Genomic DNA, 26,718 nt, shown 5'->3' with positions numbered 1-26,718 from the left:
ATAAAACAGGGCTCCTGACAGCATAGTGTCAGGAGTGATTGCAGGACAAGAGAAAGGAAGAAAAGAAAAATCCCGATCGAATGACCGGGATTTCTGAGCGTGAACTGAAAATCGGGTTACGGCAGAATTGACGGCTGATCCGCCCCTTCTTTCTCGACTTTCTGTTGCAGCATATGCTCGCGCTTCATACCAAGTTTCAACGCCAGCGCCGATGCCACATAAATGGACGATGCCGTACCGATGGACACCCCGATAAGCATAGTCAGCGAGAAGCCTTCCAGCACCGGACCACCAAACAGGAACAGCATCAGGATAACCATTAACGTCGTACCGGAGGTAATCAACGTACGGTGCAGCGTCTGGGTCAGTGACACGTTAAAGATTTCGTAAGGCGTCCCGCGACGAATTTTGCGGAAGTTTTCACGAATACGGTCAGACACCACGATGCTGTCGTTAAGCGAGTAACCGATAACGGACATCAGCGATGCCACGATAGTCAGGTCGATCTCGATATGGAATAACGACAGGATCCCCAGCGTAATGATGACGTCGTGCGCCAGCGCGATAACCACGCCCGCCGCCAGTCGCCATTCGAAACGGATACCAACGTAAACCAGGATGGAGATCAGCGCTGCCAGCAGCGCCATCGCACCGGTTTGCGCCAGATCGGCACCTACGCTCGGTCCGACGAATTCAATACGCTTCACCGCTGCGTTCTGGTTGGTGGATTCATTAATCACACTCAACACTTTGCTGCCCAGCACCTGGCCGCCGTTGGCCCCTTCGGTCGGCGGCATACGGACCATGATGTCGTGACTGCTGCCGAAGTTCTGTAAAAGCGGATCAACAAAGCCCGCTTTTTCCAGCGCGTCGCGCATCACGTCCATCTCAGCCGGTTTTTCCAGCGTGATTTCAATCACCGTACCACCGGTGAAATCGAGACCCCAGTTAAAGCCGCGCACGCCCATCACGATGATGGCCAATACCAGCAACAGGCCTGAGATGCCGAAAGCCCAGTAGTCCCAGCGCATAAAGTCCCAGACTTTACGGCCGTGGTTCAATTGTTCAACAGTATATTCCTGTGCCACTTCGCACTCCTCAGATTGACAGCTTTTTGACGCGCTTGCCGCCATACAACAGGTTTACGATGGCACGAGTACCGACGATCGCGGTAAACATCGACGTCGCCACACCGATACCGGTAGTAATCGCGAACCCTTTAATTGCCCCGGTGCCGACGGCGTACAGGATAATGACCTTAATCAGCGTCGTAATGTTCGCATCAAAGATGGAACTGAAGGCGCCCGCATACCCTTCGTTGATCGCCTGCTGCACCGAACGTCCGTTACTCAACTCTTCTTTGATACGTTCGTTGATCAGGACGTTCGCATCGACGGCGACGGCAAGGGTTAAGACGATCCCCGCAATCCCCGGCATACTCAGCGTTGCCCCCGGCAGCAGCGACATAATGCCAACAATCAGTACCAGGTTAGCAATCAACGCGCTGGTCGCAATCAGACCAAACTTCTTGTAGAACAGAATCATGAACAGGATGGACACCGCCAGACCGGCCAGACACGCTTCCAGGCCCTGCTTGATGTTCTGCATCCCCAGCGTTGGACCGATGGTCCGCTCTTCAACAATCTGAATCGGCGCAATCAGCGCACCGGCACGTAGCAGCAGAGAAAGCTGACGCGCTTCGTTCGGGTTGTTGATCCCGGTAATACGGAAGCTGTTACCCAGACGAGACTGGATGTTGGCGATGTTAATCACCTCTTCCTGTTTCACCAGCACCGCGCGACCGTTAGCGTCTTTTTTACCGCTGTCTTTGTACTCCACAAACAGGGTCGCCATCGGTTTACCGATATTGTCCTTGGTGAAGTTAGACATGATGTTGCCACCTGCGCTATCCAGCGAGATGTTTACCTGCGGTTGGTTGTATTCGTCCTGGCTTGAAGTGGAGTCAGTGATATGGTCACCGGTCAGGATAACGCGTTTGTACAGCACAACCGGCTGACCTTCACGCGTCTGTTTCACTTCGGAATCACCTGGAACACGCCCGGATGCCGCCGCAGACTGATCAACGTTGGTGTTGACCAGACGGAATTCCAGCGTCGCTGTCGCGCCAAGAATCTCTTTCGCACGCGCCGTGTCCTGAATACCCGGCAGCTCGACCACGATACGATCCGCGCCCTGGCGCTGTACCACCGGTTCGGCGACGCCCAACTGGTTCACACGGTTACGCAGGATATTGATGTTCTGTTGTACCGCGTATTCACGCGCTTCGCTCAGACGTGCATCGGTCATCACCGCGCGCAGCGCATTGCTGCCCTGACTTGAGATAACCAAATCCGGGTGACGCTTGCTGAGATAAGCAATCGCTTTATCACGTGCGTCAGCATCACGGAAGTTGATGCTCAGGCCGTAATTGTCTTCTTTACGAACGGTAGTATACGGGATGCCTTCTGTACGCAGATCGCTGCGCAGGCTATCGATATTTTGTTCCTGCAGTTTACCCAGTGCGGTATCCATATCCACTTCCATCAGGAAGTGAACGCCGCCGCGCAGGTCAAGACCGAGTTTCATCGGTTCTGCTTTGATGGCCGCCAACCAGCGCGGAGTTGCCGGAGCAAGGTTAAGCGCCACGACGTATTTATCACCCAGCACGTCCACCAGCGCTTCACGTGCACGCAGTTGGGTGTCGGTGGTGTCGAAGCGCGCAAGAATCGCGCCCTCTTCCAGTGCCACAGACTTAGCGGTAATTTTTTCTTTTTGTAACGTATTCTGGACCTGGATCAGCGTTTGCTCACTGGCGGCGACACCGCGCGCGCCAGTGATTTGAACGGCCGGATCCTCACCATACAGGTTGGGAAGCGCATACAGCAGGCCGACGACAATGACGACGATCAGCATGATGTACTTCCACAAAGGATAACGGTTTAACACGGCAGTTCCCTTAGGGAAAAGTTACTATTACAGCGCCTTCATGGTGCCTTTCGGCAGAACGGCAGCTACGAAATCACGTTTGATAACCACTTCAGTGGTATCGTTCAGTGCGATAGCGATGTAACCAGATTCTGCAACTTTGGTCACTCGGCCTACCAGGCCACCGTTAGTCAGGACTTCATCACCTTTCGCGATGGAGGCCATCAGGTTTTTATGCTCTTTAGTGCGCTTCTGCTGTGGACGCAGGATCATGAAATAGAAAATCAGACCAAACACCACCAGCATCAGAATCAGAGACATCGGGCTGCCCTGCGCCGGAGCACCTGTTGCCGCTACCGCATCAGAAATAAAAAAGCTCATTCAAATTCCCTCATTATTAAAATTAATCAACGTTCAAAGGTGGAACCGGTCGACCCTGACGTTGGTAAAAATCGGTCACGAAGCTCTCTAATTTACCCTCTTCAATAGCCTTGCGTAAACCCGCCATCAAACGCTGGTAGTAACGCAGGTTATGAATCGTATTGAGTCGCGCGCCCAATATTTCGTTGCAACGATCAAGATGATGCAAGTAGGCACGTGAATAATTGCGACAGGTGTAGCAATCACACTCAGCATCGAGTGGGCTGGTATCGCTCTTATGCTTCGCATTGCGAATTTTCACCACGCCATCGGTCACGAACAGGTGACCATTACGCGCATTGCGGGTTGGCATCACGCAGTCAAACATATCGATACCGCGACGCACGCCTTCAACCAGATCTTCAGGTTTACCGACGCCCATCAGGTACCGCGGTTTATCTGCCGGAATTTGCGGGCAAACATGCTCAAGGATGCGATGCATATCTTCCTTCGGCTCACCCACAGCCAGACCGCCGACAGCGTAGCCATCAAAGCCAATCTCTACCAGACCTTTCACAGAGATATCACGTAAATCTTCGTAAACACTGCCCTGAATGATGCCAAAAAGCGCATTTTTGTTGCCCAGACCATCAAAACGGTCGCGGCTACGCTTCGCCCAACGCAGTGACATCTCCATCGATCGTTTAGCATAGTCCCAGTCCGCCGGGTACGGCGTGCATTCGTCAAAAATCATGACAATATCGGAACCGAGATCGTACTGAATCTCCATCGACTTTTCTGGATCAAGGAAAATCGGATCGCCGTTGATCGGATTGCGGAAGTGTACGCCCTGTTCGGTGATCTTACGGATATCACCCAGGCTGAAAACCTGGAAACCGCCGGAGTCCGTCAGAATCGGGCCTTTCCACTGCATGAAATCATGCAGGTCGCCATGCAGCTTCATGATCTCCTGGCCTGGACGCAGCCAGAGATGGAAGGTATTACCAAGGATAATCTGCGCGCCAGTGGCTTCAACTTCTTCCGGCGTCATGCCTTTAACAGTGCCGTAGGTCCCCACCGGCATAAAAGCAGGCGTTTCCACAACGCCACGATCAAACACCAGGCGGCCACGGCGGGCGCGTCCGTCGGTGGTATCCAGTTCGAATTTCATTTTTTCTCCAGTACGTCAGAAAAACAGTCCAACGTGTCAACCTGCGCCGCGGATTTACTCCCCGACGCGCTCAGAAATAGCCTGCGGATTGTACGTGATAAACATCGCGTCCCCGTAGCTAAAAAAGCGATAATGTTGTTCTACCGCAGCCTTGTATGCATTCATCGTGTGCTGATAACCGGCAAATGCCGAGACCAGCATAATCAATGTCGATTCAGGCAGATGGAAGTTAGTCACCAGCGCATCAATCACTTTGTATTGATAACCTGGATAGATGAAAATTTGTGTGTCGCCAAAGAACGGTTCAATAAGCGCGTTCTTCGCCGCCTGCGCCGCGCTCTCCAGAGAACGCACTGAGGTCGTGCCAACCGCAATCACCCGGTTGCCGCGCGTTTTCGCCGCCAGCACCGCGTCCACCACCTCTTGCGGCACTTCCGCATATTCGGAGTGCATGATGTGATCTTCAATGGTGTCCACACGCACCGGCTGGAATGTCCCCGCGCCGACGTGCAGCGTTACAAACGCCATCTCGACACCTTTCTCGCGCAGTTTTTCCAGCAGCGGTTCGTCAAAGTGCAGCCCCGCGGTCGGCGCGGCAACGGCACCGGGCTTTTCGCTGTATACCGTCTGGTAAAGCTCGCGATCGGCTTCTTCATCCGGGCGCTCAATGTACGGCGGCAGCGGCATATGGCCGATGGCGTTCAGGATATCGAGCACCGTGCGCGCGTCATCAAACTCCACCTCGAACAGCGCGTCGTGGCGCGCGGTCATGGTCGCTTTGATGCTCTCATCATCGCCCAGCAGCAGCTCCGCACCCGGTTTCGGCGCCTTAGAAGCGCGAATATGTGCCAGAATACGTTTATCATCGAGCATACGTTCGACCAGCACTTCAATCTTACCGCCGCTGGCTTTACGGCCAAACAGACGCGCCGGGATCACGCGGGTATTATTAAACACCAGCAGATCGCCTGGGTTGAGCTTGTCGAGCAAATCGGTGAACGTGCCGTGCGTCAGCTCGCCCGTTGGCCCATCCAGTGACAGTAAGCGACAGCTGCTGCGCTCAGGCATGGGATAGTGAGCAATCAGGGATTCAGGTAGTTCAAAGGAGAAATCGGCGACGCGCATGACGTATACTCGTGACTTAAAAACAGGCGGCATAGTCTAGTGCTCACACCCTCTTGCTGCAACAACTAGCCGCTTCTGGAAAAATAAAACGCATGAATTTTCTCGCTCATCTGCATCTCGCTCATCTCGCTGACAGCTCTCTTTCCGGCAATTTGCTGGCCGATTTTGTGCGCGGCAACCCCGCAGAGGACTATTGCCCGGAGGTTGTCGACGGTATTTTTATGCATCGCCGCATCGATGTGCTAACCGATAACCTGCCCGAGGTAACGGAGGCCAAAGCGTGGTTTCGCCCAGAAACGCGCCGTGTTGCGCCGATCACGCTCGACGTGATGTGGGATCATTTCCTGTCGCGCCACTGGTCACAGCTGTCCCCGGACATGCCGCTACCGGCGTTCGTGCGCTATGCCCATCAGCAGGTGTCGGTTATTCTGCCCGATTCGCCGCCGCGTTTTGTCAATCTGAACAACTATCTGTGGTCGGAAAAGTGGCTGGAGCGTTATCGCGATATGGATTTTATTCAGAATGTGTTGAACGGAATGGCGAGTCGCCGACCGCGTCTGGATGCGCTTCGCGATTCCTGGTATGACCTGGACAACCATTATGATGCCCTGGAAGCGCGCTTCTGGCGGTTTTATCCGCGCATGATGGAACAAGCCAGGCAGAAAACGCTCTGATACCCGTAGTTCAGTCGACCGGATAAAGCAAAGCCGCCTCCCGGCGATTTGCCCGGTGGCGCTTTCGCTTACCGGATCCCCTGAGAATATTGATAGGTAAAAGCTCACTGAACGATTGCCAGTGCCTCTTTGTCTTATTCGCCTTCACCTTCTATACTGGCCCGCGTTGCGTTCTAAAAACCCTTAACTTTGCAGGAGAATAATATGGTACTGGTGACTCGTCAGGCTCCGGATTTCACAGCAGCTGCGGTACTCGGTAGCGGTGAGATTGTTGAGAACTTCAATTTCAAACAGCACACCAACGGCAAAACGACCGTTCTGTTCTTCTGGCCAATGGATTTCACCTTCGTTTGCCCGTCTGAACTGATCGCGTTCGACAAACGTTATGAAGAATTCCAGAAGCGCGGCGTTGAAGTGGTTGGCGTTTCTTTTGACTCTGAATTCGTCCACAACGCATGGCGTAACACCCCTGTCGACAAAGGCGGCATCGGTGCAGTGAAATACGCAATGGTTGCTGACGTTAAGCGTGAAATCCAGAAAGCCTATGGCATCGAACATCCGGAAGCGGGCGTTGCGCTGCGTGGTTCTTTCCTGATCGACGCAAATGGCGTGGTTCGCCACCAGGTGGTTAACGACCTGCCGCTGGGTCGTAACATCGACGAAATGCTGCGTATGGTTGACGCGCTGCAGTTCCACGAAGAGCACGGTGAAGTTTGCCCGGCACAGTGGGAAAAAGGCAAAGAAGGTATGAACGCCTCTCCGGACGGTGTTGCAAAATACCTGACCGAAAACGTCTCCAGCCTGTAATCGGCATGAATTAACGAAAAGGCTCGCCACGGCGAGCCTTTTTTGTTTCTGACCGCCTGACCCTACCATCACGCAACATCTTTTTAACGCATCGCCATACAAATATTGATGTCATCAATGAGTAGGATCGCCCTCGAGCCTGATTTTTGCCAACTCGTTCAAACTTTGTGAAAAAAACGCCCCATTATTTGTGATAAAAATCGCATTTCTTCATTTTAAATTCAGACATTTGACTGCTTATCTTTCCTTTCCATTTCTTCCACGCCAAAAAGGTAAACTCTAACGCATTGATATAAAACAAAATAAAAAATAAAACGTTTGTCGACAAAATAACGCCAACATTCCCCTGATGTGATCGGCTTCAACATTTAAAAATCCATATGTGATCTGTCCCATAATTTTTGTTGCTATATTTGGCCATGATCATATTCAGGAATATGAACGCATTAAGGATCGGATGATGGACATTATTTTTAACCCTGGACTGATCACGCTTAAGCAGAATATTTCCAGCCCCGAGCAGGCTATCGAACTGGCTGGCTCGTTACTGGTCCGACAAAATATTTGTCGCCCGGAATATGTCAGTGAAATGGTTAAGGTCTACCGGGATTTCGGCTCCGCTATTGTTATCGACTATGGCCTGGCGATGCCCCATGCCCGGCCAGAAAAAGGCGCATTGCTGACCGGATTTTCTTTAGTCACCAGTCAACAACCAATTGCCTTTGACCATGAGGAATTTGATCCGGTTAACGTCATCATCGCCATTGCAGGCGCGGATGCCGATAGTCATATAAAAATGATCCAGCTGATCGCCTCATTGATTGAGTCCGATATCGTGACCTTTCTTCAGCAGGAAAATGACATTCATTCAGTATTACATTTCATCCAAAAACAAATGGAGTAGTCATTATGTTAGTTATCAGAACGGTTTGTGGTAACGGTATTGGCAGTTCATTAATGGCTGCGAATAATGTCAAAAAAATATGTGATGAATTAGGCATCAAAGCCGACGTTGCTTCCGTTGATTTCGCTAACGCTGTAGGAGAAAAAGCCGATCTTTATGTCACGATTAAAGAGCTGGCAAACCAGTTTCCTGCGCATTGTAACGTCGCCATTATTCGCAGCTACGTGCATAAAGCGAAAATTGCTGAAGATATTACCGAAGCACTTACCAAAATTGCTGCGACTCACTCTTAATCATTATTGAGGGAACGATCATGCAGGCTATTCTTAGTTTCTTATCAGAAATATTTAGCCAACCCGCATTCCTGATGGGGATTATCGCCTTTGTCGGCTTAGTGGCGCTACGCTCTCCTGGGAATAAATTGCTCACCGGTACCTTAAAACCTATTTTAGGGTATTTAATGTTAAGCGCAGGTGCTGGCGTTATCGTTGCCAACCTGAACCCGCTTGGTGGAATTATCGAAGCCGGATTTAATATTCGCGGCGTAATCCCTAACAACGAGGCCATTGTTTCCGTCGCACAGAAGGTGCTGGGTGTGGAAACCATGAGTATTTTGCTGTTAGGTTTTATTTTTAACCTCATTATTGCTCGCTGTACCAAGTACAAATATATCTTTCTGACCGGCCACCACTCGTTCTTTCTGGCGTGCCTGTTTTCGGCGGTTCTCCAGGCCGCGGAATTCCGCGGCTGGATGTTGGTTTTAATTGGCGGATTCTTGCTCGGCTCATGGTCGGCCATTTCTCCGGCAATCGGCCAGCGTTATACCAAACAGGTGACCGAAGACGGCGGTATCGCGATGGGACACTTTGGCTCCCTGGGCTATTACATCTCAGCCTGGATCGCCACCAAAACCGGTAACCCGGCAAACTCATTCGCCGATACTGAAATCTCAGAAAAGTGGGGTTTTCTGCGCGATACCACGGTCACAACCGGGATTGTGATGTTCATTATCTACTTTGTATGCAGCGCCGTCGCTGGCACTGAATATCTCCGTACGATAACGGATCAGAACATGTTGATCTTCTCTATTCTTACCGGTCTGCAGTTTGCGGTTGGCGTCGCCATCGTCTACAACGGCGTGCGGCTGATCCTCGGCGATCTGGTTCCGGCATTCCAGGGGATTAGCCAGAAGCTGATTCCTGACTCGATCCCTGCTGTTGACTGCGCGGTCTTCTTCACCTTCAGCCCAACGGCAGTCGTCGTAGGCTTTATCAGCTCATTTGTTGGCGGTCTGGTCGGTATGCTCATGTTGGGCGGACTGGGAATGGCGCTGATTATTCCGGGCATGGTACCGCACTTCTTCTGTGGCGGGACTTCCGGGGTATTCGCCGACAAGCTTGGCGGTAAACGCGGCTGCATCATCGCCTCCTTTATCGGCGGCATATTCCTTGCTTTCCTGCCAGCCATGCTGCTTCCGGCATTGGGGAACCTGGGCTTTGAAAACAGCACCTTCGCTGACTTTGATTTCGCAGTGTGGGGAATTATTATCGGTAACGCCTTCACCCAGTTTGGTCAGATCACTATCTACCTGATTTGTCTGGCGCTTATCGTCGCGCTGCTGGTGCCATTCTGCTTCCGTTCGGTTCGCGTAGTCGGTGACACGCTCAGCTATGAGGAGCTCACTGCGGATAAGAAAAATGAATAAGCCGTTTCATTTTTCCCTGCGGGAAGGGATGTCTTCCCGCAGCTGACAAAATAATCAGGAGTTGTTATGGCTATCTTGTCCATCGGGTTTTCATGTTTTGATCAGTTTTTCTTTTTGAACGAATGGCCGCAGGAAAATACCAAAAATTTCTGCCATGACTTTATTGAAAGTGGCGGCGGCCCGGCAGCAAATGCGGCGTGGTTGCTGGGATTATGGGGTGAAGATGTTTATTACATTGGCCATCTGAACCAGGACCTTTACGGTCAGCGTATTATTGATGAGTTTGCCCAGGCGGGTGTCGATACCAGTCAGGTCGTGTTCTCTGATGAAATGATCACACCGCTGGCATCGGTGCTGGTAAACCGCTTAACGGGGTCGCGGACGATAATTACCCGTAAAATGCAAACGCCACCTTCGCTGACTTATGACCAGAAGCTCAAGCTTGATGATTTGGCTGAACGGTTGATTGCGTCAGACGAGCCCGTAACGCTATTAATTGATGGTCATGAAGCCGAAATCAGTGAATATTTAATTAAGAAACTGCCATCGGCACGGGTGGTCATGGACGGCGGTTCATTACGTGACAGTAATATTAAACTAGCGGCCTGGACCGATTATTTTGTGGTCAGCGAGCATTTTGCCCGTGACTATATGGGATATCGTGCCCTGAGTACCGAAGCGGGAATTAAAGCAGCGCTAATTGAGTTAAATAAAATTTGCCGTGGGGAAGCCTTTATTACCCTCGGGGAAAAAGGCTGCGCGCTATTAAAAAATGGTATGCTGCAAATTGTGCCTGCCTGGCTGTGCAATGCCGTTGATACCACTGGCGCAGGAGATGTATTCCACGGTGCCTTTACTTACGGCGTTCATTATTCATGGCATATTGATAATATCATTTTATTTGCCAGCCTGACTGCCGCCATTTCCATAGAGAAAAAAGGTGTCCGCGAATCTATGCCGGACCTTGCCGTTGTCCACAACTCGTTAAATAGCTACGAAAGAAACTTAAAGCAATATTTTGGCGAGTAATTGCTTTTAATGAATATCAAGAGGTGATTATGTTAGTTTCTATGAAGGACATGCTTCGGCATGCCCTACGGGACGGTTATGCCGTAGGACAATTCAATATCAATAATCTGGAATGGGTCGGTGCGGTATTAAACACCGGACAACAGCTACGCTCTCCGGTTATTTTAGGCGTTTCCGGCGGTACAGTTAAACATATGCTGGGATTAAAATGTATTCATGACATCGTGGTGAATGCGATGGATTATTTAAACATTGATATTCCGGTCGCACTGCACCTGGATCATGGGACCACTCGTGAAGCCTGCGAAGCGGCTATCGACGCCGGATTCAGTTCTATTATGTTTGATGGTTCGCACCTGCCGTTTAACGAGAACCTGGCCATTACCCGTCATCTGGTTGAACTGGCCCACAGCAAAGGCATTTCGGTTGAGGCTGAGCTGGGCACCATCGCCGGCAGTGAAGATGGTATTGTCAATTCCGAGGTTATCTACGCCGACCCACAGGAGTGCTATACCCTGGTCAAAGAAACCCAGGTCGATTGCCTGGCGGCAGCGCTGGGTTCAACCCATGGACTGTATAAAGGCAAAGCTAAACTAGGGTTTACGGAGATGAAAACCATTTCCGAGTTGGTGAAAGTCCCCCTGGTATTGCACGGCGGCACCGGTATTGCAGACGATGACATGCGTAAAGCCATTGCCTGCGGGACGGCAAAAATTAACGTCAATACCGAAAACATGTACGCCTGGTGCCAGGAAGTGAAAGCGATATTTGCTGCCGATACCGGTCACGACGTCAATGACCCGCGGAAAGTGATCAATCAGGGGCTAAAACCGGTACGCGAGATGATTGCGCGGCGCATCGAACTGTTTGGCTCGCAAAACCGCTATTAGAAACGTTTGGCCTCATCGTGTGACGCCATCTCAGGGAAAACCCGCCGCCGGTCAACGCCGGGGCGGGCGATATCGTGCTGACGGCGAGCCTTTTTATCGCTTACTGCGTCCCATCCTTTTTGACTTCCCGCCAGATACGCCAGGCCATTAGCGCCAGAATGGCAACACCCAGTATCAGCGCCACCCACACCAGCACCGTTTTCCACTGGCTTTGTTGCTCGGCAGCCGATGTTGCCGTCAGTCGCGCCTCGCCGCCGAGGGCGACCTCATTCTGCGGCGTGGCTCGTGGCAGAGCGTCTATCTCCTGCGTTTTACGCAGCGACACTGGAATCAACAGATCAAGACCGATATCCGCTTTTTGCGCCGCCCGGTTGCCCCAGGCCAGCATGTAAGGCCCTTTTCCCTGAGTATTAAACACCAGTTGATAGCTGTCGCGCGCGCCGCTCAGCGCAGGCAGTCTCTCCGGCAAGCGAGCGTTAATGGTCGTCATCCGAACGGCGTCAACCAGCCCACCGGAAAGACGAATATCCTCCGAACGCTTGCCGTTCAGGCGATAAAGCACGGTTTTCGTCAGTGGCTGCCAGGGCGCTTTTTCAGCGCTACGCCACGCCAGCTCTACCGGTAAAACGCCTTCATCATCCAGAACGATGCTGAGCGAAGTCAGAGGCTGCGGCTGTGTCCAGCGCCAGATCGCTTCGTCATTGGACACCTTTTCCTCTTGCGCGCCGATCTCGATTCGTGCAGATTCCGGCGCGCTGTTTTCGGCAATGGCGGTGACGCTGTTTAACGTCAGCGCCGGGCTTTGCGAATCGAGGATCACCAGCAGATAACGATTCCCATCGGCAGAAAGTCTCAGACTGGCGCTGATGGTATCCATTTTCAGCCGATCGTTATCACGCGTCAGCGCCAGCAGCGGCGCCTCTTCCTGTACGGACCGCCAGTAGCGTAAATCACGACTGGCATAGACCGACGCTTTCCCCTGCCAGTTGCCCGTCGGGGTCTCCCAGTTCAGACGCAGTTGCTCCAGGAAAAAGTCGTCTTTCATCTCCTCCGGCAGCATCAGTAAATAGCTCTGTCCAACCGTTTTAACGTCATCACTTTCCAGATGAATTTCAATGCCGGTCTTCGAGCGTAAGACAAAAGATTCCCCGCTACGTCTCCCCTCCTCACGCGGCGGGACGGGCGACATATCCAGCGGGAAGAGTCTCAGCGTGACCGTTTGCGGTGTAACGGGTTGGGTTTTCTGCGCCACCAGCGTAAACGGCACCGTCTCCCCCGCATGATTAAAAACGCGGACGTCGCGCAAATCTGGCCAGGCGGTCCCCAGGTACACCGCCTGCGGGAGCGACACGCGATACCACGGCGATGTGCCGAGCGTTTCCAGCATAACGCCCGTCGCGTAATCCCTCGGTGACTCCTTCACGTCATCACTGCCGATGGCGGTGCCTGCCACGCCCAGTAGCACACTACATAATACCGCTTTCATCCATTTCATTTTTCTTCTCCAGTTTTGGGCGGTAACGGTGAAAAATACCCGACAATGAGCACCAGTATAGCCACACCGATAAACGCAACCGCACGCGCCAGGCCGCCGCCACGCGCGCTGTCCACCAACATCAGTTTCACAATCACAATCCCTAACAATGCCGCCCCGCACAGCCATTCCCGGCGTGAACGATAGCGAGTCGCGCGCAGCATCACCACCAGCGCCACCAGCATCCAGAACAGCGCAAAACAGGTCTGAATCAGCCGCGAATGCCACAGCGCTTCCATGTTCCACGCCACGTCGCTATACCAGGCCAACGCGCGCAACAGCATACCGTTCAGCCACCAGAAGCCAAGTGCGACCAGGGCAACCACTGGCCACGGACGACATACCGACACCTGCACCGGGAAAAAGCGCAGGCAGGCGCGATAAAACACGATCAATCCCAGTAATGCAAAAGCCGCCCCTTCTTCCAGCGGATTGAGCAGCGGTAGCCAGGTCTGACGGTAGACTACGCCGTCCTGCAAATTGGTCAGCACTAACAGCCCGACCAATGCCGCCGCGACGGGAATCAGCGCCTGACAGGCATACAGCGCGGGCCAGACCCGGAACGGCCAGAACTGACGACGAACGGCCATTGCGACGAGGAAAATCAGCGCACCGCCTGCCGCCATTGCCACACCGCTGCCCCAGGCCGCCATGCCCCACGGCAGGTCGCGGGCAAACCAGAACAGTTCCGCCGCCAGCGCCAACAGAATCATCCAGAAGAATGAGAGATGCGCCAGCCTGGAAAGACGCGGCGGCAACGCCTCAGCATCACGCCAGAGCAACGCCACCGCCGCCGGCAATGCCAGACACCAGGCCAGATTCTGCCAGCCTGCGGCAAAAATCTGCTGCTGAGAAATCTGAAACAGCAGCGCCACCAGCATCATCGGCCACAGCAACCATTTGCAGGCATCCAGCGCCTGCCACGTCAGGCGTGCGGCGGCAAATCGCCAGCCCCAGACCGACACGGCCATCAGCGCCAGCACGCCCGCCATCACCTGCGAATCGGAGGTCAACTGCCACTGCGCCGCGCCCGCGAGCGCCACAATCCAGAATATCACCCCGCCCGCCAGCAGTCCCATGCTGCCGCGCAGATGAATCTTGCGCCACAGCCACGCCCCTGCCAGCCAGCAAACGCTAAGGACGGCAAAGATCAGCATCAGCGAAAGCGCAGTGGTGCCGTTCGCCTGCGCCCACAGCGCGCTGCCGAGCGCCAGCACCAGCAGTGCGGTACCGCTGTAACTCATGCGTCGCTGCTGCTGTTGTACTCCCAGCCACAGGATCCCCACCCCTTCCAGCGCCCAGGCCATGGCCGTCCACTGCGCCGACAGCGCCAGCGGTATCGCCAGCGTGGTAAACGCGCCGCCCAGCGCCAGTGCCGCCAGCACCAGCGGTCGGCCCAACGACGGGTAGCGACGTAATGCCAGCCAGGCCAGCACCAGATAAAAACCGCCGTAGCCCAACGCGCTGAGCGCCGGACCATATTCCCAGTGGCGGATAATGGCGTACTGCATGCCAAAACCGATCAGCGGCGGCGCAAACAACAAAACGCCATCAATAATCTGTTTGCCCTTCGTCTGCGCTCGCAGCGACAGCGCCACGCTCAGCACGCCAAAAAGCAGAATGTTGGCTATCAGGAACAATTGGCAGTTCAGGTAATACGCTGGCTGATAGTCATCCAGCCCCCAGAGGCCGCCAACGCCAAAGGTAAAAAGCAGCCCGAGCAGATTAAGCTCGCGCCAGTGTTGCCAGGCGCTGATCGCCAGAATGCCGACAGAAAGCAGCAAATAGAAAGAGAACAGCGCGACATAGTTACCGCTTCCCGTCGAAAGCAGCAGTGGGGCAAGATAGCCACCGAGGCTTGCCAGCATCGCCAGACTGAGCGCTTTTTGCAGAATCGCCAGTCCTACGCTTGCTGCGCAGATAACCACCAGCAGCACAAAGGCCAGCGTCATCGGCAACATTTGCCAGAGGCGAAACGCGCCAAAGACGGTGAGATAGAGCGCACCTGTCGCCCCACCCTGCAAAATGAGAGCATAGATCGGCTGTTTATGCCGCAGACGCCAGCCTATCGCCAGCAGGACAATCGCAAACAGCGCCGCCGCAACCAGACGCAGCTCAAGCGGGAACAGGGAGTGCTCGACCGTATAGCGCAACAGGAAAGAGAGACCGAGGAAGAGAAGCAGGATCCCCAGCTTAGCCAGCGGATTGCCCTGCATAAACCAGCGCACCAGCGATGACATCACGCCGCCAAAAGCGGAGGGTTGCGCGGCGGCAACAGGGACGTCTCTTTCGACGATTTTCTCGGCGCTTGCCGTGTTCTGCGGCGTATACGAGCGCCAGGGGTTGACGTGAGCCGGTTTGGGTTCAGGTTCAGGTTCTGGCGCCGCCACCGGAATCGGGTCTGGGTCGCGCTCCATAACCGTCTCCGCAGGCTGAACCGGTGCCGCTGCCGCTGGTGTTATCGCAGGGGCAACAACGCCACGTTGTTCAAGCTCCTCTACCCGACGGCGTAAGCGGGCAAGCTCATCACGCGTCGTTGAACTTCGGCTGATGGCGACAATCGCCAGAACAGGCACCACGACCAGTGCGAAGAACAAAATGATGCAGCCGAGGATTAAAAGGTCGTCCATGTATTCACCTTCACTGTACGGGATCGACTAAGATTGACACAAATTGTTGCATTCGCGCTATCTCTGAAGGTGAAAATGCCGGATATGCCGTTAACGACACATCCGGCTGGCGCGTTAAAATGCGAAGCACGAACAGCCGAGCGCGCCCCAGAAGGCTCGATCGTCAGACACCGGGATCCCCGACTGGCGGGCAATATCATGCTGATGACCGTGTACGCCGCAGCTCCCGCAGCACTGGTGCATCTGCACCACGGCGCTTGCTTTCGCGGCGGCTGGCGGCGCCGCGCGATAGTGCCCCGGCACTTTCACCACCGGAGACCAGTCCGGGACGACCGGGATCGCTGGCGGCGCGAGCGGAGTAAACGGTCCGGCGGCATACACCACTTTGCCATCGACAATCGTCATCACCGACTCAATACCTTTGATCTCCTCTTCCGTGACGCTGAAGTAGTCTTTTGACAGCACCACCAGGTCGGCCAGTTGATCTTTGACAATGCGCCCTTTTTTGCCTTGCTCGCTGGAAAACCACGCGCTCCCTGCCGTCCACAGTTCCAGCGCCACGTCGCGCGGTAAACGGTTGTTGTCGTCATACATCGCCGTACCGCCGACCGTGCGCCCGGAAACCAGCCAGTACAGCGCCGTCCATGGGTTATAGCTGGCGACGCGGGTGGCATCCGTTCCGAGCCCCACCGGCACCTCGGCGGCCAGCATTTTCGCCACTGGCGGTGTCTGTTTCACCGCTTCTTTCCCGTAGCGGTCGATAAAGTATTCGCCCTGGAAGGCCATACGATGCTGTACCGCAATGCCGCCGCCCAGCGCTTTCACGCGATCGATATTGCGCTCGCTGATAGTCTCGGCGTGGTCGAAGAACCAGTGCAGGCCATTGAACGGAATATCACGGTTCACTTTCTCGAACACATCCAGCATCCGGCTGATCGATTCATCGTAAGTGGCATGCAGACGGAACGGCCAGCGGTGCTCCACCAGGTGGCGCACCACGCGCTCCAGTTCATCCTCCATGCCTTGCGGTAAATCCGGGCGCGGTTGCAGGAAGTCTTCGAAATCCGCTGCGGAGAAGACCAGCATCTCCCCGGCTCCGTTCGCACGGTAGAAATCGGTCCCCTGGCCCGGCTTGAGCATATCGGTCCAGCGCTCAAAGTCTTCCAGTTCCTGCTTCGGTCGCTGCGTAAACAGGTTATAGGCAATGCGCACCGTCATCTGATTGTTGGCATGCAGTTGCTCGATGATCTCGTAATCTTCCGGGTAGTTCTGAAAACCGCCACCAGCGTCGATGGCGCTGGTCAGTCCGAGACGGTTCAGTTCACGCATAAACTGGCGGGTGGAGTTCACCTGCATCTCCAGCGGCAGTTTTGGCCCTTTCGCCAACGTCGAGTAAAGGATCATGGCGTTAGGTTTGGCGATAAGCATCCCGGTAGGGTTACCGTTACCATCACGGACGATCTCGCCGCCTGCCGGATCGGGTGTCGCTTTGGTGTATCCCACGGCTTTCAGCGCCGCGCGGTTTAACAGTGCACGATCGTACAGATGCAGCACGAAAACGGGAGTATCCGGCGCGGCGTCGTTAAGCTCTTCCAGCGTCGGCATCCGGCGTTCGGCAAACTGAAATTCACTCCAGCCGCCCACCACGCGAACCCACTGTGGCGAAGGCGTTCGGTCGGCCTGTTCTTTCAGCATACGCAGCGCATCGGCCAGCGAGGGTACTCCTTCCCAGCGCAGTTCCAGATTGTAATTCAGCCCACCGCGGATCAGATGCAGGTGGGAATCATTAAGCCCCGGAATCACAGTGTGACCTTTCAGATCAACCACCTGTGTACCGTCTGCGGCAAAACGCATCACCTGGTCGTGCGTTCCCGTGGCGAGAATTTTTCCGTCCTTGATCGCCACGGCTTCCGCCTGCGGGCTATGGCTGTCGAGGGTATGTATTTTTCCGTGGGTCAGAATCAATGAGGCAGTTTGAGACATAACGTTCTCCTGATAAGCCGATCAGGCTTTTTTTAGCCAGCCGGCAAACAGACGGGTTACGATGGGCATCCACAACCAGACCACCAGCGCAACCACACAGGCATCGTTAATCAGATGCAGTAACAGCGTTCCCTTCAGCGACGGCAATAGCATGCCGGTCAGCCACGGCACCAGATTAGTGCTGGGAAAAATAACCAGCAAAGTGATCAGGAATTGCTTCCAGCGCAGCGGTTGACGGACGTGTGGCGCGGGGGGCGTAAACCAGAATGCCGCTTCGGTGTGGATCTCGGTTTTATCGCCTTCCGCCAACAGCGGAGCGATCTCTTCGACCAGGAGCCGTCGCGTATCTGATTGCGTCCAGTTATAGAGATGCTCGAGCGTGTCGAAACGAATGATGATGCTCCACAGATTGTGCCCGTCCGTCGGGCGAATGACGTTCGCGCCAAGGTGTCCGGGAAATTCCGCCGCAACCGGCATAATTTTCCCCAGCCATTGTTCATATCGCGCCGCCTGATTGGGCTGCAAAGTATGCGTAATCACCAGCGTCACAGGTTTATTCTGCGCCATGTCGGGTTCCTTGCTGAAGGTTAATGGCGGGTTACCCCGCCATCAGACTGCTGACAAAGAAGGAAAAAGGTGGTTTTCCCTTCTTTGTGGTTATCAGCCGAGAATCAATGAATTGATTTTCCTGGTTTTTAATTCAGAATCAGGCCTTACGTTCCGGTGCGCCATGCACCATCGTGTAGGCATAATCCACGCCCATGCCGTAAGCGCCGCTGTGTTCACGAACCAGATCCATCACCGCGTCATAGGTCTCTTTGCGCGACCAGTCACGCTGGTACTCCAGCAGAACCTGCTGCCAGGTCACCGGTACGGCACCGGCCTGCACCATGCGATCGATCGCGCGCTCATGCGCATCAACAGAGGTACCGCCGGAGGTATCCGTCACCACATACACTTCGTAACCGGCTTCCAGCGCCATCAGTGCCGGGAAGGTCAGGCACACTTCAGTCCATAGCGCAGAGATAATCAGCTTTTTACGCCCGGTCGCCGCCACGGCGTTCACAAAGGCCGCGTCTTCCCAGGAGTTCATGGAAGTACGTTCGATAGGTTTCACATCCGGATGCACCGCCAGTAACTCAGGCCAGATGTAACCACTAAAACTTTTTGTTTCGACTGAAGTATAAATGACCGGCACATTAAATATTTTGCCTGCTTTCGCCAGTGCGACGGTATTATTTTTCAGCGTCTGGCGATCAATATTCGCAACCCCAAATGCCATTTGCGGCTGATGATCAATAAAAATGAGCGTCGAGTTAGAGGGATTAATCAGTTCCCGAATAGACATAATATACTTCCTTAATCAATGAGTTAGAAATTGACGTCTGGTATCCGCCGTCAGCCATCAAATCCTGAATCAGAAAGCCTGTTTAGTATAGTTGGAAATTTCTAACGACTTATTAAAGAAAACTTACCAGCGTATGAAATAAGCCTTTTCCGGCGATATAGTCTGGCACCTTCAAAAAAATGCGGATCTTCCGTCTAATTTATTCACTGGTTTTGTTTATCGCTATTCGGTACAACAGTGAGGTTTACTTTCAGGGATATATTCAGCCTATGCGCATTAATCTGGACGTTCTGCTTATCCTGGACGCTATCGACAAATACGGTACTTTTGCCGCCGCTGCCGAATCGTTGTTTAAGACGCCCGCGGCGCTCAGCTATATGATTCAGAAGCTGGAAAAAGACCTGAACATCGAGCTGCTTGACCGCTCCGGGCATCGGGCCAAATTCACCGACACCGGACTGATGATGCTGGAAAAGGGGCGTTTGCTGCTCAGTGCGGCAAAAGATCTGGAAAAGCAGGCGCTGCAACTGAGCTCCGGTTGGGAAAAAGAGCTGGTCATTGCGCTGGATGTTTCCTTCCCCTTTGAGGTGGTGTTACCTCTCATCGACGCCTTCCACGCGCTGAACAAACAAACGCTGCTTAAATTTTCGTATCACACGCTGGCAGGGTCATGGGAAGAGCTCACGCATAATGGCGCGGATATCATTCTTGGCGCGATTAACGAACCACCGACCTCTGCCGCGTGGTCCTACAAAATGTTAGGGACTCTGGATAATGTTTTTGTGGTGGCGCCCAATCATCCGCTGGCCGCACTCTCTGACAGACTGACGAATGAACAACTCTGCCTGCACCGCGCCATTGTCATCAGCGACAGCGCGCGTTTTTGCCATCCGCTGCAAACCAACCTGATGGAAGAACAGCCGCAAATCCATGTTGACGATTTTCACAGTAAAGTGGCGCTGCTGCGCGCCGGGATGGGCTGCGGTTTTCTCCCGCGGCATATCGCCAGCCCGTGGCTTGCCACGGGCGAACTGGTCGAAAAAAGCGTCATCTCTTTTCGCGAAAAAGATGTCGCCTATATGGCATGGCGCGATGGTAGCCACGGGCTGGCGCAGCAGTGGTGGCGGGAAACGCTGCTTGCCAGCCGCGACATCGCGCAGTTGTATCAGTGATTCAGCCAGAGGGTGGCGGAAATCGTCGGCAGCGACAGGACGTCCTCAACCAGCTGCCCTTTTCCTTCTTTACAACGCCATTCTGTTACGTTCAGCAGCGGTGACGCCGGGAGCACCACCTCACACGCCTCGCCGCGGTTAATGGCTACCAGCACGCGCTGCTGCTGGTAGACGCGCAAAAATACCACTACGTTGTCTTCCGCATAAACCACCTGGCACCCACCGTAGCGTAACGCCGGGATACTATGCCTCAGTTTCGCCATCCGCTGGTACAGGGCAAGCAATGTGACATCCTGTTTTTCCGCCTGCCAGGGAAACGTCTTGCGGCAGAACGGATCGTTATCGCCATCCAGTCCCACCTCATCGCCATAATAGATACAGGGCACGCCAGGCCAGCTAAACAGCCAGACTACCGCCAGCGGCAGGCGGGCGACATCGTTGCCCAGTAGCGACTTGAAACGGGCGGTATCATGACTGTCGAGCTGGTTGAACATCCTCAGTTGCTGCTGATGAGAGAGCCCGGCGCGATAGTTTTCCATCCACGCCATGCAGGTCTGCGCGTCAATCTGCTGAGGATCGTAAGAGATATCGGTATTGGCAAGAAACCCCCACAGCGGAAAGGTGAAGCCACGATAGTTCATCGCAGCATCTTCTGCATCCGCCTGCAGCCACTGTCGCGCGTCACCAAAGTGTTCGCCAAAGACGTAGGCTTCTGGCTGCGTTTCCTTCGCCGCCTGAACGATCCCGGCGACATGCTTAAGGTTGTTACGCGCTCCGCCCGCTTCACCCAGCATATGCACGACATCGAGCCGCCAGCCGTCCATGTTCCACGGCGCTTTCAGCCAGTGACGAACGATGCTGTCTTCGCCGCGATATATTTCGTTGACCAGACTTTCGGACTGATAATCCAGCTTCGGCAGACTGGCGTATCCCAGCCAGTCCAGCGCAACGCCGTCTGGCGAAAAGCTGTACCAGTCACGCCAGGGGGATTCTGGGTTATGGCACGCGCCGCCGGAGCCGCGCTGATAACGATCGAACCATGTATGAGAGTCGCCGCTGTGGTTAAACACGCCGTCCAGCACCAGCCGCATTCCCTGCTGCTGCGTTTTCTGGCGCAGACGCATTAACGCCTGATCGCCGCCAAACTGCGGATCAACATGACGATAATCTTCGGTGTCGTACTTATGCACGCTCGGCGCAGTAAACACAGGGTTCAGGTACAGCGCGGTGACGCCCAGTTTTTTCAGGTACGGCAGCTTTTCGCTGATACCGTCGAGGTCGCCGCCATAAAACGTGGAGCCGCCAGCCTGCGCAGTCACCGGTTCATCCCAGTCACGTAGCACAATCTCCTGCCCGGCGGCGTGATGGTAATAAACCTTATCCTGCTCTGCGTCGCGTGACGAACTGCGGGCAAAACGGTCAGGAAAGATTTGGTAGAAAACCTGATCGGCCACCCACTGCGGCCCGCTGTCCGGTGCATCTACGGCAAATTGCTCCAGACGAGCAGGCGGAAAACGGCTGAACCCAAGCGGTGTAAACCACAACTGGCGATCGATCCAGAGCAGTTTGAAGCTGTAGCGCCGACGCGGCTGCCCGCTGCGAAGATCAATCGCCGCACGCCAGGCGGTCACGCCCGGGAACGGCTGCGTGCGTAATTTATGCATCGCCAGCGCAATTTCTTCGTTGTCATTCTCCGCACGCAGCGTGACGCGCTGCGGCAGGTTCTCCCCCGTCAGCCAGAGCGTAATGGCCAGTTGGTCTTTGTTTTGCTTAACAAATGGGGCAACCGGTAGGTGCCAGGCGTTCAACATCACGTATCCCCTTTGATGAAAATGAGCACACCTTGCCATAGCGATTTACAGGATAACTCATCATCTGAAGGTTTATTGGGGGAGGAGTTCGGGGGAGGAGAAATGACCGGATGGCATTCACGCCACCCGGTACAATCTTACTGCGCTTGCGCCATCTGGCGATCGTGGCGACGCTTGAACATCCAGCCAATCATCAGCAGAACAATCCAGCCACAACCCACGTACAGCGAGATGCGGGTGTCGGGATGATAGCCAATCAGTCCGATGATAAAGACGAGGAAAATCAGGCCTACAATGGTTGTTGCCACGCCGCCCGGCACTTTAAACTTCAGCGCTTTCACCTCTTCCGGCGGCAGACGACGACGGAACGCGATTTGCGACAGCAGGATCATAATCCACACCCAGACCGTCGCGAAGGTCGCCAGCGACGCAATCACCAGGAAAACATTCTCCGGCATGATGTAGTTCAGATACACCGCAAACAGCAGAGCGATAGTCATCACCATCACCGTGACCCACGGGATCCCCCGACGCGAGGTTTTGGCGAACACTTTTGGCGCACTGCCCTGCTCCGCCATCCCGTGCAGCATACGACCGACGCCAAAGACGTCAGAGTTGATCGCCGACAGTGACGCCGTCAGCACCACAAAGTTAAGAATGCTGGCGGCAAAGGTAATACCGAGATGCTGGAAGGTCAGCACAAACGGGCTGCCATCGGTTCCCACCTGGTTCCACGGGTAGATAGACATAATGACAAACAGCGTCCCCACGTAGAACACCAGAATACGCATCGGCACCGAGTTAATCGCGCGCGGAATGGATTTCTCCGGGTCTTTCGCTTCGCCGGCAGTGATACCAATAATTTCAATACCGCCGTAGGCAAACATCACCATCTGCAACGACATCACCATCCCCAGCCAGCCGTTGCTGAAGAAGCCGCCGTTGCTCCACAGGTTATGGATCCCGGTCGGTTGTCCACCGTTGCCAATCCCCCAGATGATGATACCGAAACCAGCCACGATCATGATGATGATGGTGGCGACTTTAAAGAAGGAGAACCAGAATTCCAGTTCACCAAACACTTTCACGCTCATCAGGTTGATGGCACAGATGATCAGCACCACGCTGAGCACCCAGATCCAGTGCGGCACCGTCGGAAACCAGACGCCCATATAAATGCCGAACGCGGTCACGTCGGCAATGGCGACAATCAGGATTTCAAAACAGTAGGTCCAGCCGGTAATGTAACCGGCGAGCGGGCCGAGGTTTTCCTGCGCATAGCGCGAAAAGGAGCTGGCAGAAGGGTTGTGTACCGACATTTCACCCAACGCACGCATAATGATATAGGCCGCCACCCCGCCAATAATGTAGGCCAGCAGCACGCTTGGCCCGGCCATTTTAATGGCATCCGCAGAGCCATAAAACAGCCCGGTGCCAATGGCTGAGCCCAGGGCCATAAAGCGAATGTGTCGGGTGCTTAGCCCACGCTTCAGCTTGTTATTACTTTCCATCGATTCCTAACCCATCAACACAATAAAAAACCACGGGGCCAGTAATAGCCCCGTGGTTAAAACACTTTTCCGCAATCTTAGTGTGCGCTGGAGGTCACCTGTCGACCTGCTGCGCGATCCCAGACAACCGCCAGGACCACCATCACGACAGTGGGCATTAACCACGCCAGACCTTGTTCCGCCAGCGGTAAGCGCTGGGTCCAGGCTGGTAACACGTCGCCGATTGCCGATGCTTTAATACCATCAAGGATACCAAAAATCAGGCTGATAAACATTGCCGGAGCAATGACGCGGGTCGAATTATGCCACCATGAGCGGGTAAAACTTAATACAACCAGTGCGATACACGGCGGGTAGATCGCCGTCAGCACCGGAATAGAGATCTGAATCAGATGGCTGAGCCCCAGGTTGGATACCACCATTGAGAAGCCGCCAAGAATAAACACCAGCGTGCGGTAGGAGAGCGGCACATACTGAGCGAAGAATTCCGCACAAGCGCAGGTCAGGCCGACCGCCGTTACCAGACAGGCGATAAAGATCAGTGCCGCCAGCAGCAGGCTGCCTGCACCGCCAAAGGTATGCTGAACATAGGCATGCAGGATCGCCGCGCCGTTCGCCGACTGATCGACCAGCGTAGCGCTGTCAGATCCGAGACGGAACAGCGCCAGGTACAGCAGCGTTAATCCGACGCCCGCCATCAGGCCAGCCCAGACGGTGTAACGGGTCAGCAGACGCGCTTCGGTTACGCCGCGAGAACGCGCGGCGTTAACAATAACGATACCAAAGACCATCGCGCCCAGCGTGTCCATCGTCAGGTAGCCATTAACGAAACCATTGGAGAACGCGGCGGTCTGGTACGCTTCCATCGCATGGCTGATCGGACCGGCAGGCCAGATGATGGCCGCAACGGAGAGCACAATCAGCGCCAGAATCTTCAGCGGCGCCAGGAAGTTACCCACGGTATCCAGCAGTTTGCCCGGATAGAGCGAGACCAGAATGACAATGGAAAAATAGACCACGCTGTAGATAAGCAGCGGCATGGCCGAATCGCCGGTCAGCGGGGCGATCCCCACTTCAAAAGAGACCGTCGCGGTGCGCGGCGTGGCGAATAACGGCCCGACGGCCAGATAGCAGACAGTCGCCAACAAAACGCCAGCGACTTTACCGATAGGGGTACTCAGACTATCAACACCACCACCGACTTTCGCCAGCGCGATAACGGTCAACACCGGTAGCCCAACAGCGGTGATCAGAAAACCGAATGCCGCCATCCAGACGTTTTCGCCTGCCTGCAAACCAACCATTGGAGGAAAGATGATGTTCCCTGCGCCGACGAACAGCGCAAAAGTCATAAAGCCCAGCGCAATAATATCGCGCGATTTTAACTGATGGGTCATAAAGCTTACGGCCTGTGGATGTGGTGTTGATTAAATTAACGTAGTGTCTTTCCCAGCGGGAAGAAACAGCGGTTTTTTTAAGCTATTCCAGAGGGATATCTCCCATAACCTGGAAAGCAGAGAATAGTTTTTCGATTTACCGCCTGAATACAGTCAGTCTGACAGCATCTGGGGCGCAATTTAAACGCTTATAACGTTTTAAAGCAAGGAGGGATCCAAAAACCGGAAGATTATAGTGATATCAAATCTCATACCAGTGTAAAACACCATACTACAGAAAAAGTCATGGCTTATCATGCGAACAAAAAACAACCAGACGTTGATAAATTCAGCAGACTTATCTTAGCCGCAAAGAAAATAAGCCAGCATTGGCTGGCTTATGGAAAGAAAACCTTACGATTGCACTTTAAGCACTTTTTTTGGCAATTAATCGTTCCGGCAGCACAAAACTAAAGCGCGTCCCTTTACCCAGTTGACTGTCGATCATCAGGCGACTTTCATGATGATTCACCGCGTGTTTGACGATAGCCAGCCCCAGTCCACTGCCGCCCGTTTGCCGCGAACGCGCTTTATCAACGCGATAAAATCGCTCCGTTAACCGCGGGATATGTTCCGGCGCAATGCCCGGTCCGTTATCCTCCACGCTAAACTCCGCGCCGTGCGGTACCGTCTGCCAGCGGACGGTGATATGGGTTCCCGCTGGCGTATGGTTCACCGCGTTATACACCAGGTTGGACATCGCGCTACGCAGTTGTTCTTCATTCCCCAGCACTTTCAGCTGGTTATCCACCTCAAAGCTAAAAGTGTGCTTCTGCTGACTGAGCGTCTGCGCCTCGCGTTCGACCATGCGCAATATCATCGGCACATCGACCTGTTCATTGAGCAAAAGCGTCGGTGCGGCTTCAATTTTCGACAGCGTGAGCAACTGTTTTACCAGTCCTTCCATGCGCGAGGTCTGGTCGCGCATCGTTAACAGCGCTTTTTCGCGCGTTGCCCCTTCCAGCGTCTGCTCGTGCATCATTTCAAGATAGCCCTGCAACACCGTAAGCGGGGTACGCAGCTCGTGGCTCACATTGGCGAAGAAATTACGTCTTGCACCTTCGAGCTGGTGCATCTGGGTCATGTCGCGCGCCACCATCAGCAGTTGCTTATCGGTATACGGCATAACGCGAATTTCCAGATGTCGCCCAGTATTAAGCACCAGATTCAGCGGCCGACTGAAGTCCCGCTGCTTGAGGTACTGCGTAAACTCCGGGTAGCGTAGCAGGTTAAGGATGTTCTGTCCGCTATCGTCCGGCCAGCGTAAGCCCAGCACCTGTTGCGCCAGACCGTTACACCAGAAGATCCCCCCCTCTTCGGTGGTCAATACCACCGCATCGGGCAGCGACTCCGCCCCGCTGCGAAAGCGTTTAATCAGATTGCCCAGCTCGCGACGACGCTTTTTATTGCGCAGTTGCATCTGATGCAAACCGTACAGCAGCGGTTCCCAACTGCCTCGTCCCGGCGGCGGCGTCATGCTTCTGTCGACCCACAGCCACCATGAGAGACGTAATAAATTCCAGAAATGCCAGATAAGCAGTCCTGTTACCGATGCCAGTAAAAACCACGGCAGGTAACCAAAAAATGCACTTAGGATGAAGGCCGGGATACAGCAAAGTATCAGCTCCAGCACCAACCTTTTCCATGACAGCCGTTCCAGCACGGGTCACTCTCCCTTCAGAGCCAGGCTCTTGTTCTTGCCT

Annotated in this window: 22 protein-coding genes; 8 read left to right on the top strand and 14 right to left on the bottom strand. The window is 54.2% G+C overall.

What is annotated here, in order from left to right; genetic code table 11:
* Positions 1-116: 116 nt before the first annotated feature.
* The 5 genes from secF to queA are packed head-to-tail and all read right to left on the bottom strand — an operon-like array spanning position 117 to position 5,581.
* Entirely contained in the window at positions 117-1,088 is a 972-nt protein-coding gene (gene secF / locus HVX64_RS06275; RefSeq protein WP_043001604.1) for a protein translocase subunit SecF, read from the bottom strand.
* 10 nt (positions 1,089-1,098) lie between these two features.
* A complete protein-coding gene (gene secD, locus HVX64_RS06270; protein WP_071888433.1) occupies positions 1,099-2,946 on the bottom strand; it encodes a protein translocase subunit SecD in 1,848 nt (615 codons plus the stop codon).
* 27 nt (positions 2,947-2,973) lie between these two features.
* Positions 2,974-3,306: a preprotein translocase subunit YajC gene (yajC, locus tag HVX64_RS06265; protein ID WP_042324569.1), complete on the bottom strand. Its 333-nt coding sequence runs from the start codon at positions 3,304-3,306 to the stop codon at positions 2,974-2,976.
* 22 nt (positions 3,307-3,328) lie between these two features.
* Positions 3,329-4,456, bottom strand: a complete 1,128-nt coding sequence (tgt, locus tag HVX64_RS06260) for a tRNA guanosine(34) transglycosylase Tgt (protein WP_012133574.1) — start codon at positions 4,454-4,456, stop codon at positions 3,329-3,331.
* A 54-nt stretch (positions 4,457-4,510) separates the two neighbouring features.
* Positions 4,511-5,581, bottom strand: a complete 1,071-nt coding sequence (gene queA / locus HVX64_RS06255; RefSeq protein WP_044258985.1) for a tRNA preQ1(34) S-adenosylmethionine ribosyltransferase-isomerase QueA — start codon at positions 5,579-5,581, stop codon at positions 4,511-4,513.
* Between the two features lie 92 nt (positions 5,582-5,673).
* On the opposite strand from queA, the gene acpH reads away from it, so the two are divergent.
* The 7 genes from acpH to fba all read left to right on the top strand — a co-directional run bounded on the left by acpH (position 5,674) and on the right by fba (position 11,590).
* Entirely contained in the window at positions 5,674-6,255 is a 582-nt protein-coding gene (gene acpH, locus HVX64_RS06250; RefSeq protein WP_044258986.1) for an ACP phosphodiesterase, read from the top strand.
* Positions 6,256-6,459: 204 nt separating this feature from the next.
* Positions 6,460-7,062, top strand: coding sequence for a peroxiredoxin (locus HVX64_RS06245; protein ID WP_043001608.1), 603 nt, complete (start codon positions 6,460-6,462; stop codon positions 7,060-7,062).
* 460 nt (positions 7,063-7,522) lie between these two features.
* Positions 7,523-7,966, top strand: a complete 444-nt coding sequence (locus HVX64_RS06240) for a PTS sugar transporter subunit IIA (protein WP_044258989.1) — start codon at positions 7,523-7,525, stop codon at positions 7,964-7,966.
* A 5-nt stretch (positions 7,967-7,971) separates the two neighbouring features.
* On the top strand, positions 7,972-8,259 hold the full coding sequence (locus HVX64_RS06235; protein ID WP_004099415.1) for a PTS sugar transporter subunit IIB: 288 nt from the start codon (positions 7,972-7,974) through the stop codon (positions 8,257-8,259).
* 20 nt (positions 8,260-8,279) lie between these two features.
* Complete coding sequence (locus tag HVX64_RS06230; protein WP_044258993.1) at positions 8,280-9,671, top strand: PTS ascorbate transporter subunit IIC; 1,392 nt, start codon at positions 8,280-8,282, stop codon at positions 9,669-9,671.
* A gap of 66 nt (positions 9,672-9,737) precedes the next feature.
* Positions 9,738-10,700 (top strand): PfkB family carbohydrate kinase, encoded by a 963-nt coding sequence (locus HVX64_RS06225; protein WP_044258995.1) that lies wholly within the window; start codon positions 9,738-9,740, stop codon positions 10,698-10,700.
* Between the two features lie 29 nt (positions 10,701-10,729).
* A complete protein-coding gene (gene fba / locus HVX64_RS06220; protein ID WP_044258997.1) occupies positions 10,730-11,590 on the top strand; it encodes a class II fructose-1,6-bisphosphate aldolase in 861 nt (286 codons plus the stop codon).
* 100 nt (positions 11,591-11,690) lie between these two features.
* Here the strand turns inward: fba and HVX64_RS06215 are convergent, their stop codons facing one another.
* The 5 genes from HVX64_RS06215 to HVX64_RS06195 all read right to left on the bottom strand — a co-directional run bounded on the left by HVX64_RS06215 (position 11,691) and on the right by HVX64_RS06195 (position 19,085).
* Complete coding sequence (locus HVX64_RS06215; RefSeq protein WP_044259000.1) at positions 11,691-13,085, bottom strand: DUF3999 domain-containing protein; 1,395 nt, start codon at positions 13,083-13,085, stop codon at positions 11,691-11,693.
* Positions 13,082-15,754, bottom strand: a complete 2,673-nt coding sequence (locus tag HVX64_RS06210; RefSeq protein ID WP_044259003.1) for a DUF2339 domain-containing protein — start codon at positions 15,752-15,754, stop codon at positions 13,082-13,084. The genes HVX64_RS06215 and HVX64_RS06210 overlap by 4 nt, the downstream gene beginning before the upstream one ends.
* Before the next feature lie 114 nt (positions 15,755-15,868).
* A complete protein-coding gene (locus HVX64_RS06205; RefSeq protein ID WP_044259004.1) occupies positions 15,869-17,737 on the bottom strand; it encodes an amidohydrolase in 1,869 nt (622 codons plus the stop codon).
* A gap of 21 nt (positions 17,738-17,758) precedes the next feature.
* The gene (locus HVX64_RS06200) at positions 17,759-18,304 is read right to left on the bottom strand and encodes an antibiotic biosynthesis monooxygenase (protein WP_043001615.1); all 546 of its coding nucleotides are present in this window, start codon (positions 18,302-18,304) and stop codon (positions 17,759-17,761) included.
* Between the two features lie 139 nt (positions 18,305-18,443).
* On the bottom strand, positions 18,444-19,085 hold the full coding sequence (locus HVX64_RS06195) for a hydrolase (protein ID WP_044259006.1): 642 nt from the start codon (positions 19,083-19,085) through the stop codon (positions 18,444-18,446).
* A 269-nt stretch (positions 19,086-19,354) separates the two neighbouring features.
* On the opposite strand from HVX64_RS06195, the gene HVX64_RS06190 reads away from it, so the two are divergent.
* Positions 19,355-20,257, top strand: coding sequence for a LysR family transcriptional regulator (locus HVX64_RS06190; RefSeq protein WP_044259007.1), 903 nt, complete (start codon positions 19,355-19,357; stop codon positions 20,255-20,257).
* On the opposite strand, the gene malZ is transcribed toward HVX64_RS06190, so the two are convergent.
* The 4 genes from malZ to phoR all read right to left on the bottom strand — a co-directional run bounded on the left by malZ (position 20,251) and on the right by phoR (position 26,678).
* Positions 20,251-22,068 (bottom strand): maltodextrin glucosidase, encoded by a 1,818-nt coding sequence (malZ, locus tag HVX64_RS06185; protein WP_043001618.1) that lies wholly within the window; start codon positions 22,066-22,068, stop codon positions 20,251-20,253. The two genes, HVX64_RS06190 and malZ, sit on opposite strands and share 7 nt — an antisense overlap.
* A gap of 137 nt (positions 22,069-22,205) precedes the next feature.
* Positions 22,206-23,579: a proline-specific permease ProY gene (gene proY / locus HVX64_RS06180; RefSeq protein WP_090048874.1), complete on the bottom strand. Its 1,374-nt coding sequence runs from the start codon at positions 23,577-23,579 to the stop codon at positions 22,206-22,208.
* A gap of 77 nt (positions 23,580-23,656) precedes the next feature.
* Positions 23,657-24,976 (bottom strand): branched-chain amino acid transporter carrier protein BrnQ, encoded by a 1,320-nt coding sequence (brnQ, locus tag HVX64_RS06175; protein WP_044259012.1) that lies wholly within the window; start codon positions 24,974-24,976, stop codon positions 23,657-23,659.
* A 406-nt stretch (positions 24,977-25,382) separates the two neighbouring features.
* Positions 25,383-26,678 (bottom strand): phosphate regulon sensor histidine kinase PhoR, encoded by a 1,296-nt coding sequence (gene phoR, locus HVX64_RS06170; RefSeq protein ID WP_043001621.1) that lies wholly within the window; start codon positions 26,676-26,678, stop codon positions 25,383-25,385.
* Between the last annotated feature and the right edge of the window lie 40 nt (positions 26,679-26,718).

The organism is Citrobacter sp. RHB20-C16 (assembly GCF_013890155.1).
Taxonomy (GTDB): domain Bacteria; phylum Pseudomonadota; class Gammaproteobacteria; order Enterobacterales; family Enterobacteriaceae; genus Citrobacter_A; species Citrobacter_A amalonaticus.
Note: the sequence above shows the minus strand (reverse complement) of the source record. Positions and strands in the feature narration are given on the sequence as shown.

What these genes read in the sequence shown, in the direction of transcription:
- yajC (WP_042324569.1), bottom strand. Translation starts at nt 3,306, where the DNA reads ATGAGCTTTTTTATTTCTGATGCGGTAGCGGCAACAGGTGCTCCGGCG.
- tgt (WP_012133574.1), bottom strand. Translation starts at nt 4,456, where the DNA reads ATGAAATTCGAACTGGATACCACCGACGGACGCGCCCGCCGTGGCCGC.
- queA (WP_044258985.1), bottom strand. Translation starts at nt 5,581, where the DNA reads ATGCGCGTCGCCGATTTCTCCTTTGAACTACCTGAATCCCTGATTGCT.
- acpH (WP_044258986.1), top strand. Translation starts at nt 5,674, where the DNA reads ATGAATTTTCTCGCTCATCTGCATCTCGCTCATCTCGCTGACAGCTCT.
- HVX64_RS06245 (WP_043001608.1), top strand. Translation starts at nt 6,460, where the DNA reads ATGGTACTGGTGACTCGTCAGGCTCCGGATTTCACAGCAGCTGCGGTA.
- HVX64_RS06240 (WP_044258989.1), top strand. Translation starts at nt 7,523, where the DNA reads ATGGACATTATTTTTAACCCTGGACTGATCACGCTTAAGCAGAATATT.
- HVX64_RS06235 (WP_004099415.1), top strand. Translation starts at nt 7,972, where the DNA reads ATGTTAGTTATCAGAACGGTTTGTGGTAACGGTATTGGCAGTTCATTA.
- HVX64_RS06230 (WP_044258993.1), top strand. Translation starts at nt 8,280, where the DNA reads ATGCAGGCTATTCTTAGTTTCTTATCAGAAATATTTAGCCAACCCGCA.
- HVX64_RS06225 (WP_044258995.1), top strand. Translation starts at nt 9,738, where the DNA reads ATGGCTATCTTGTCCATCGGGTTTTCATGTTTTGATCAGTTTTTCTTT.
- fba (WP_044258997.1), top strand. Translation starts at nt 10,730, where the DNA reads ATGTTAGTTTCTATGAAGGACATGCTTCGGCATGCCCTACGGGACGGT.
- HVX64_RS06215 (WP_044259000.1), bottom strand. Translation starts at nt 13,085, where the DNA reads ATGAAATGGATGAAAGCGGTATTATGTAGTGTGCTACTGGGCGTGGCA.
- HVX64_RS06210 (WP_044259003.1), bottom strand. Translation starts at nt 15,754, where the DNA reads ATGGACGACCTTTTAATCCTCGGCTGCATCATTTTGTTCTTCGCACTG.
- HVX64_RS06205 (WP_044259004.1), bottom strand. Translation starts at nt 17,737, where the DNA reads ATGTCTCAAACTGCCTCATTGATTCTGACCCACGGAAAAATACATACC.
- HVX64_RS06200 (WP_043001615.1), bottom strand. Translation starts at nt 18,304, where the DNA reads ATGGCGCAGAATAAACCTGTGACGCTGGTGATTACGCATACTTTGCAG.
- HVX64_RS06195 (WP_044259006.1), bottom strand. Translation starts at nt 19,085, where the DNA reads ATGTCTATTCGGGAACTGATTAATCCCTCTAACTCGACGCTCATTTTT.
- HVX64_RS06190 (WP_044259007.1), top strand. Translation starts at nt 19,355, where the DNA reads ATGCGCATTAATCTGGACGTTCTGCTTATCCTGGACGCTATCGACAAA.
- malZ (WP_043001618.1), bottom strand. Translation starts at nt 22,068, where the DNA reads ATGTTGAACGCCTGGCACCTACCGGTTGCCCCATTTGTTAAGCAAAAC.
- proY (WP_090048874.1), bottom strand. Translation starts at nt 23,579, where the DNA reads ATGGAAAGTAATAACAAGCTGAAGCGTGGGCTAAGCACCCGACACATT.
- brnQ (WP_044259012.1), bottom strand. Translation starts at nt 24,976, where the DNA reads ATGACCCATCAGTTAAAATCGCGCGATATTATTGCGCTGGGCTTTATG.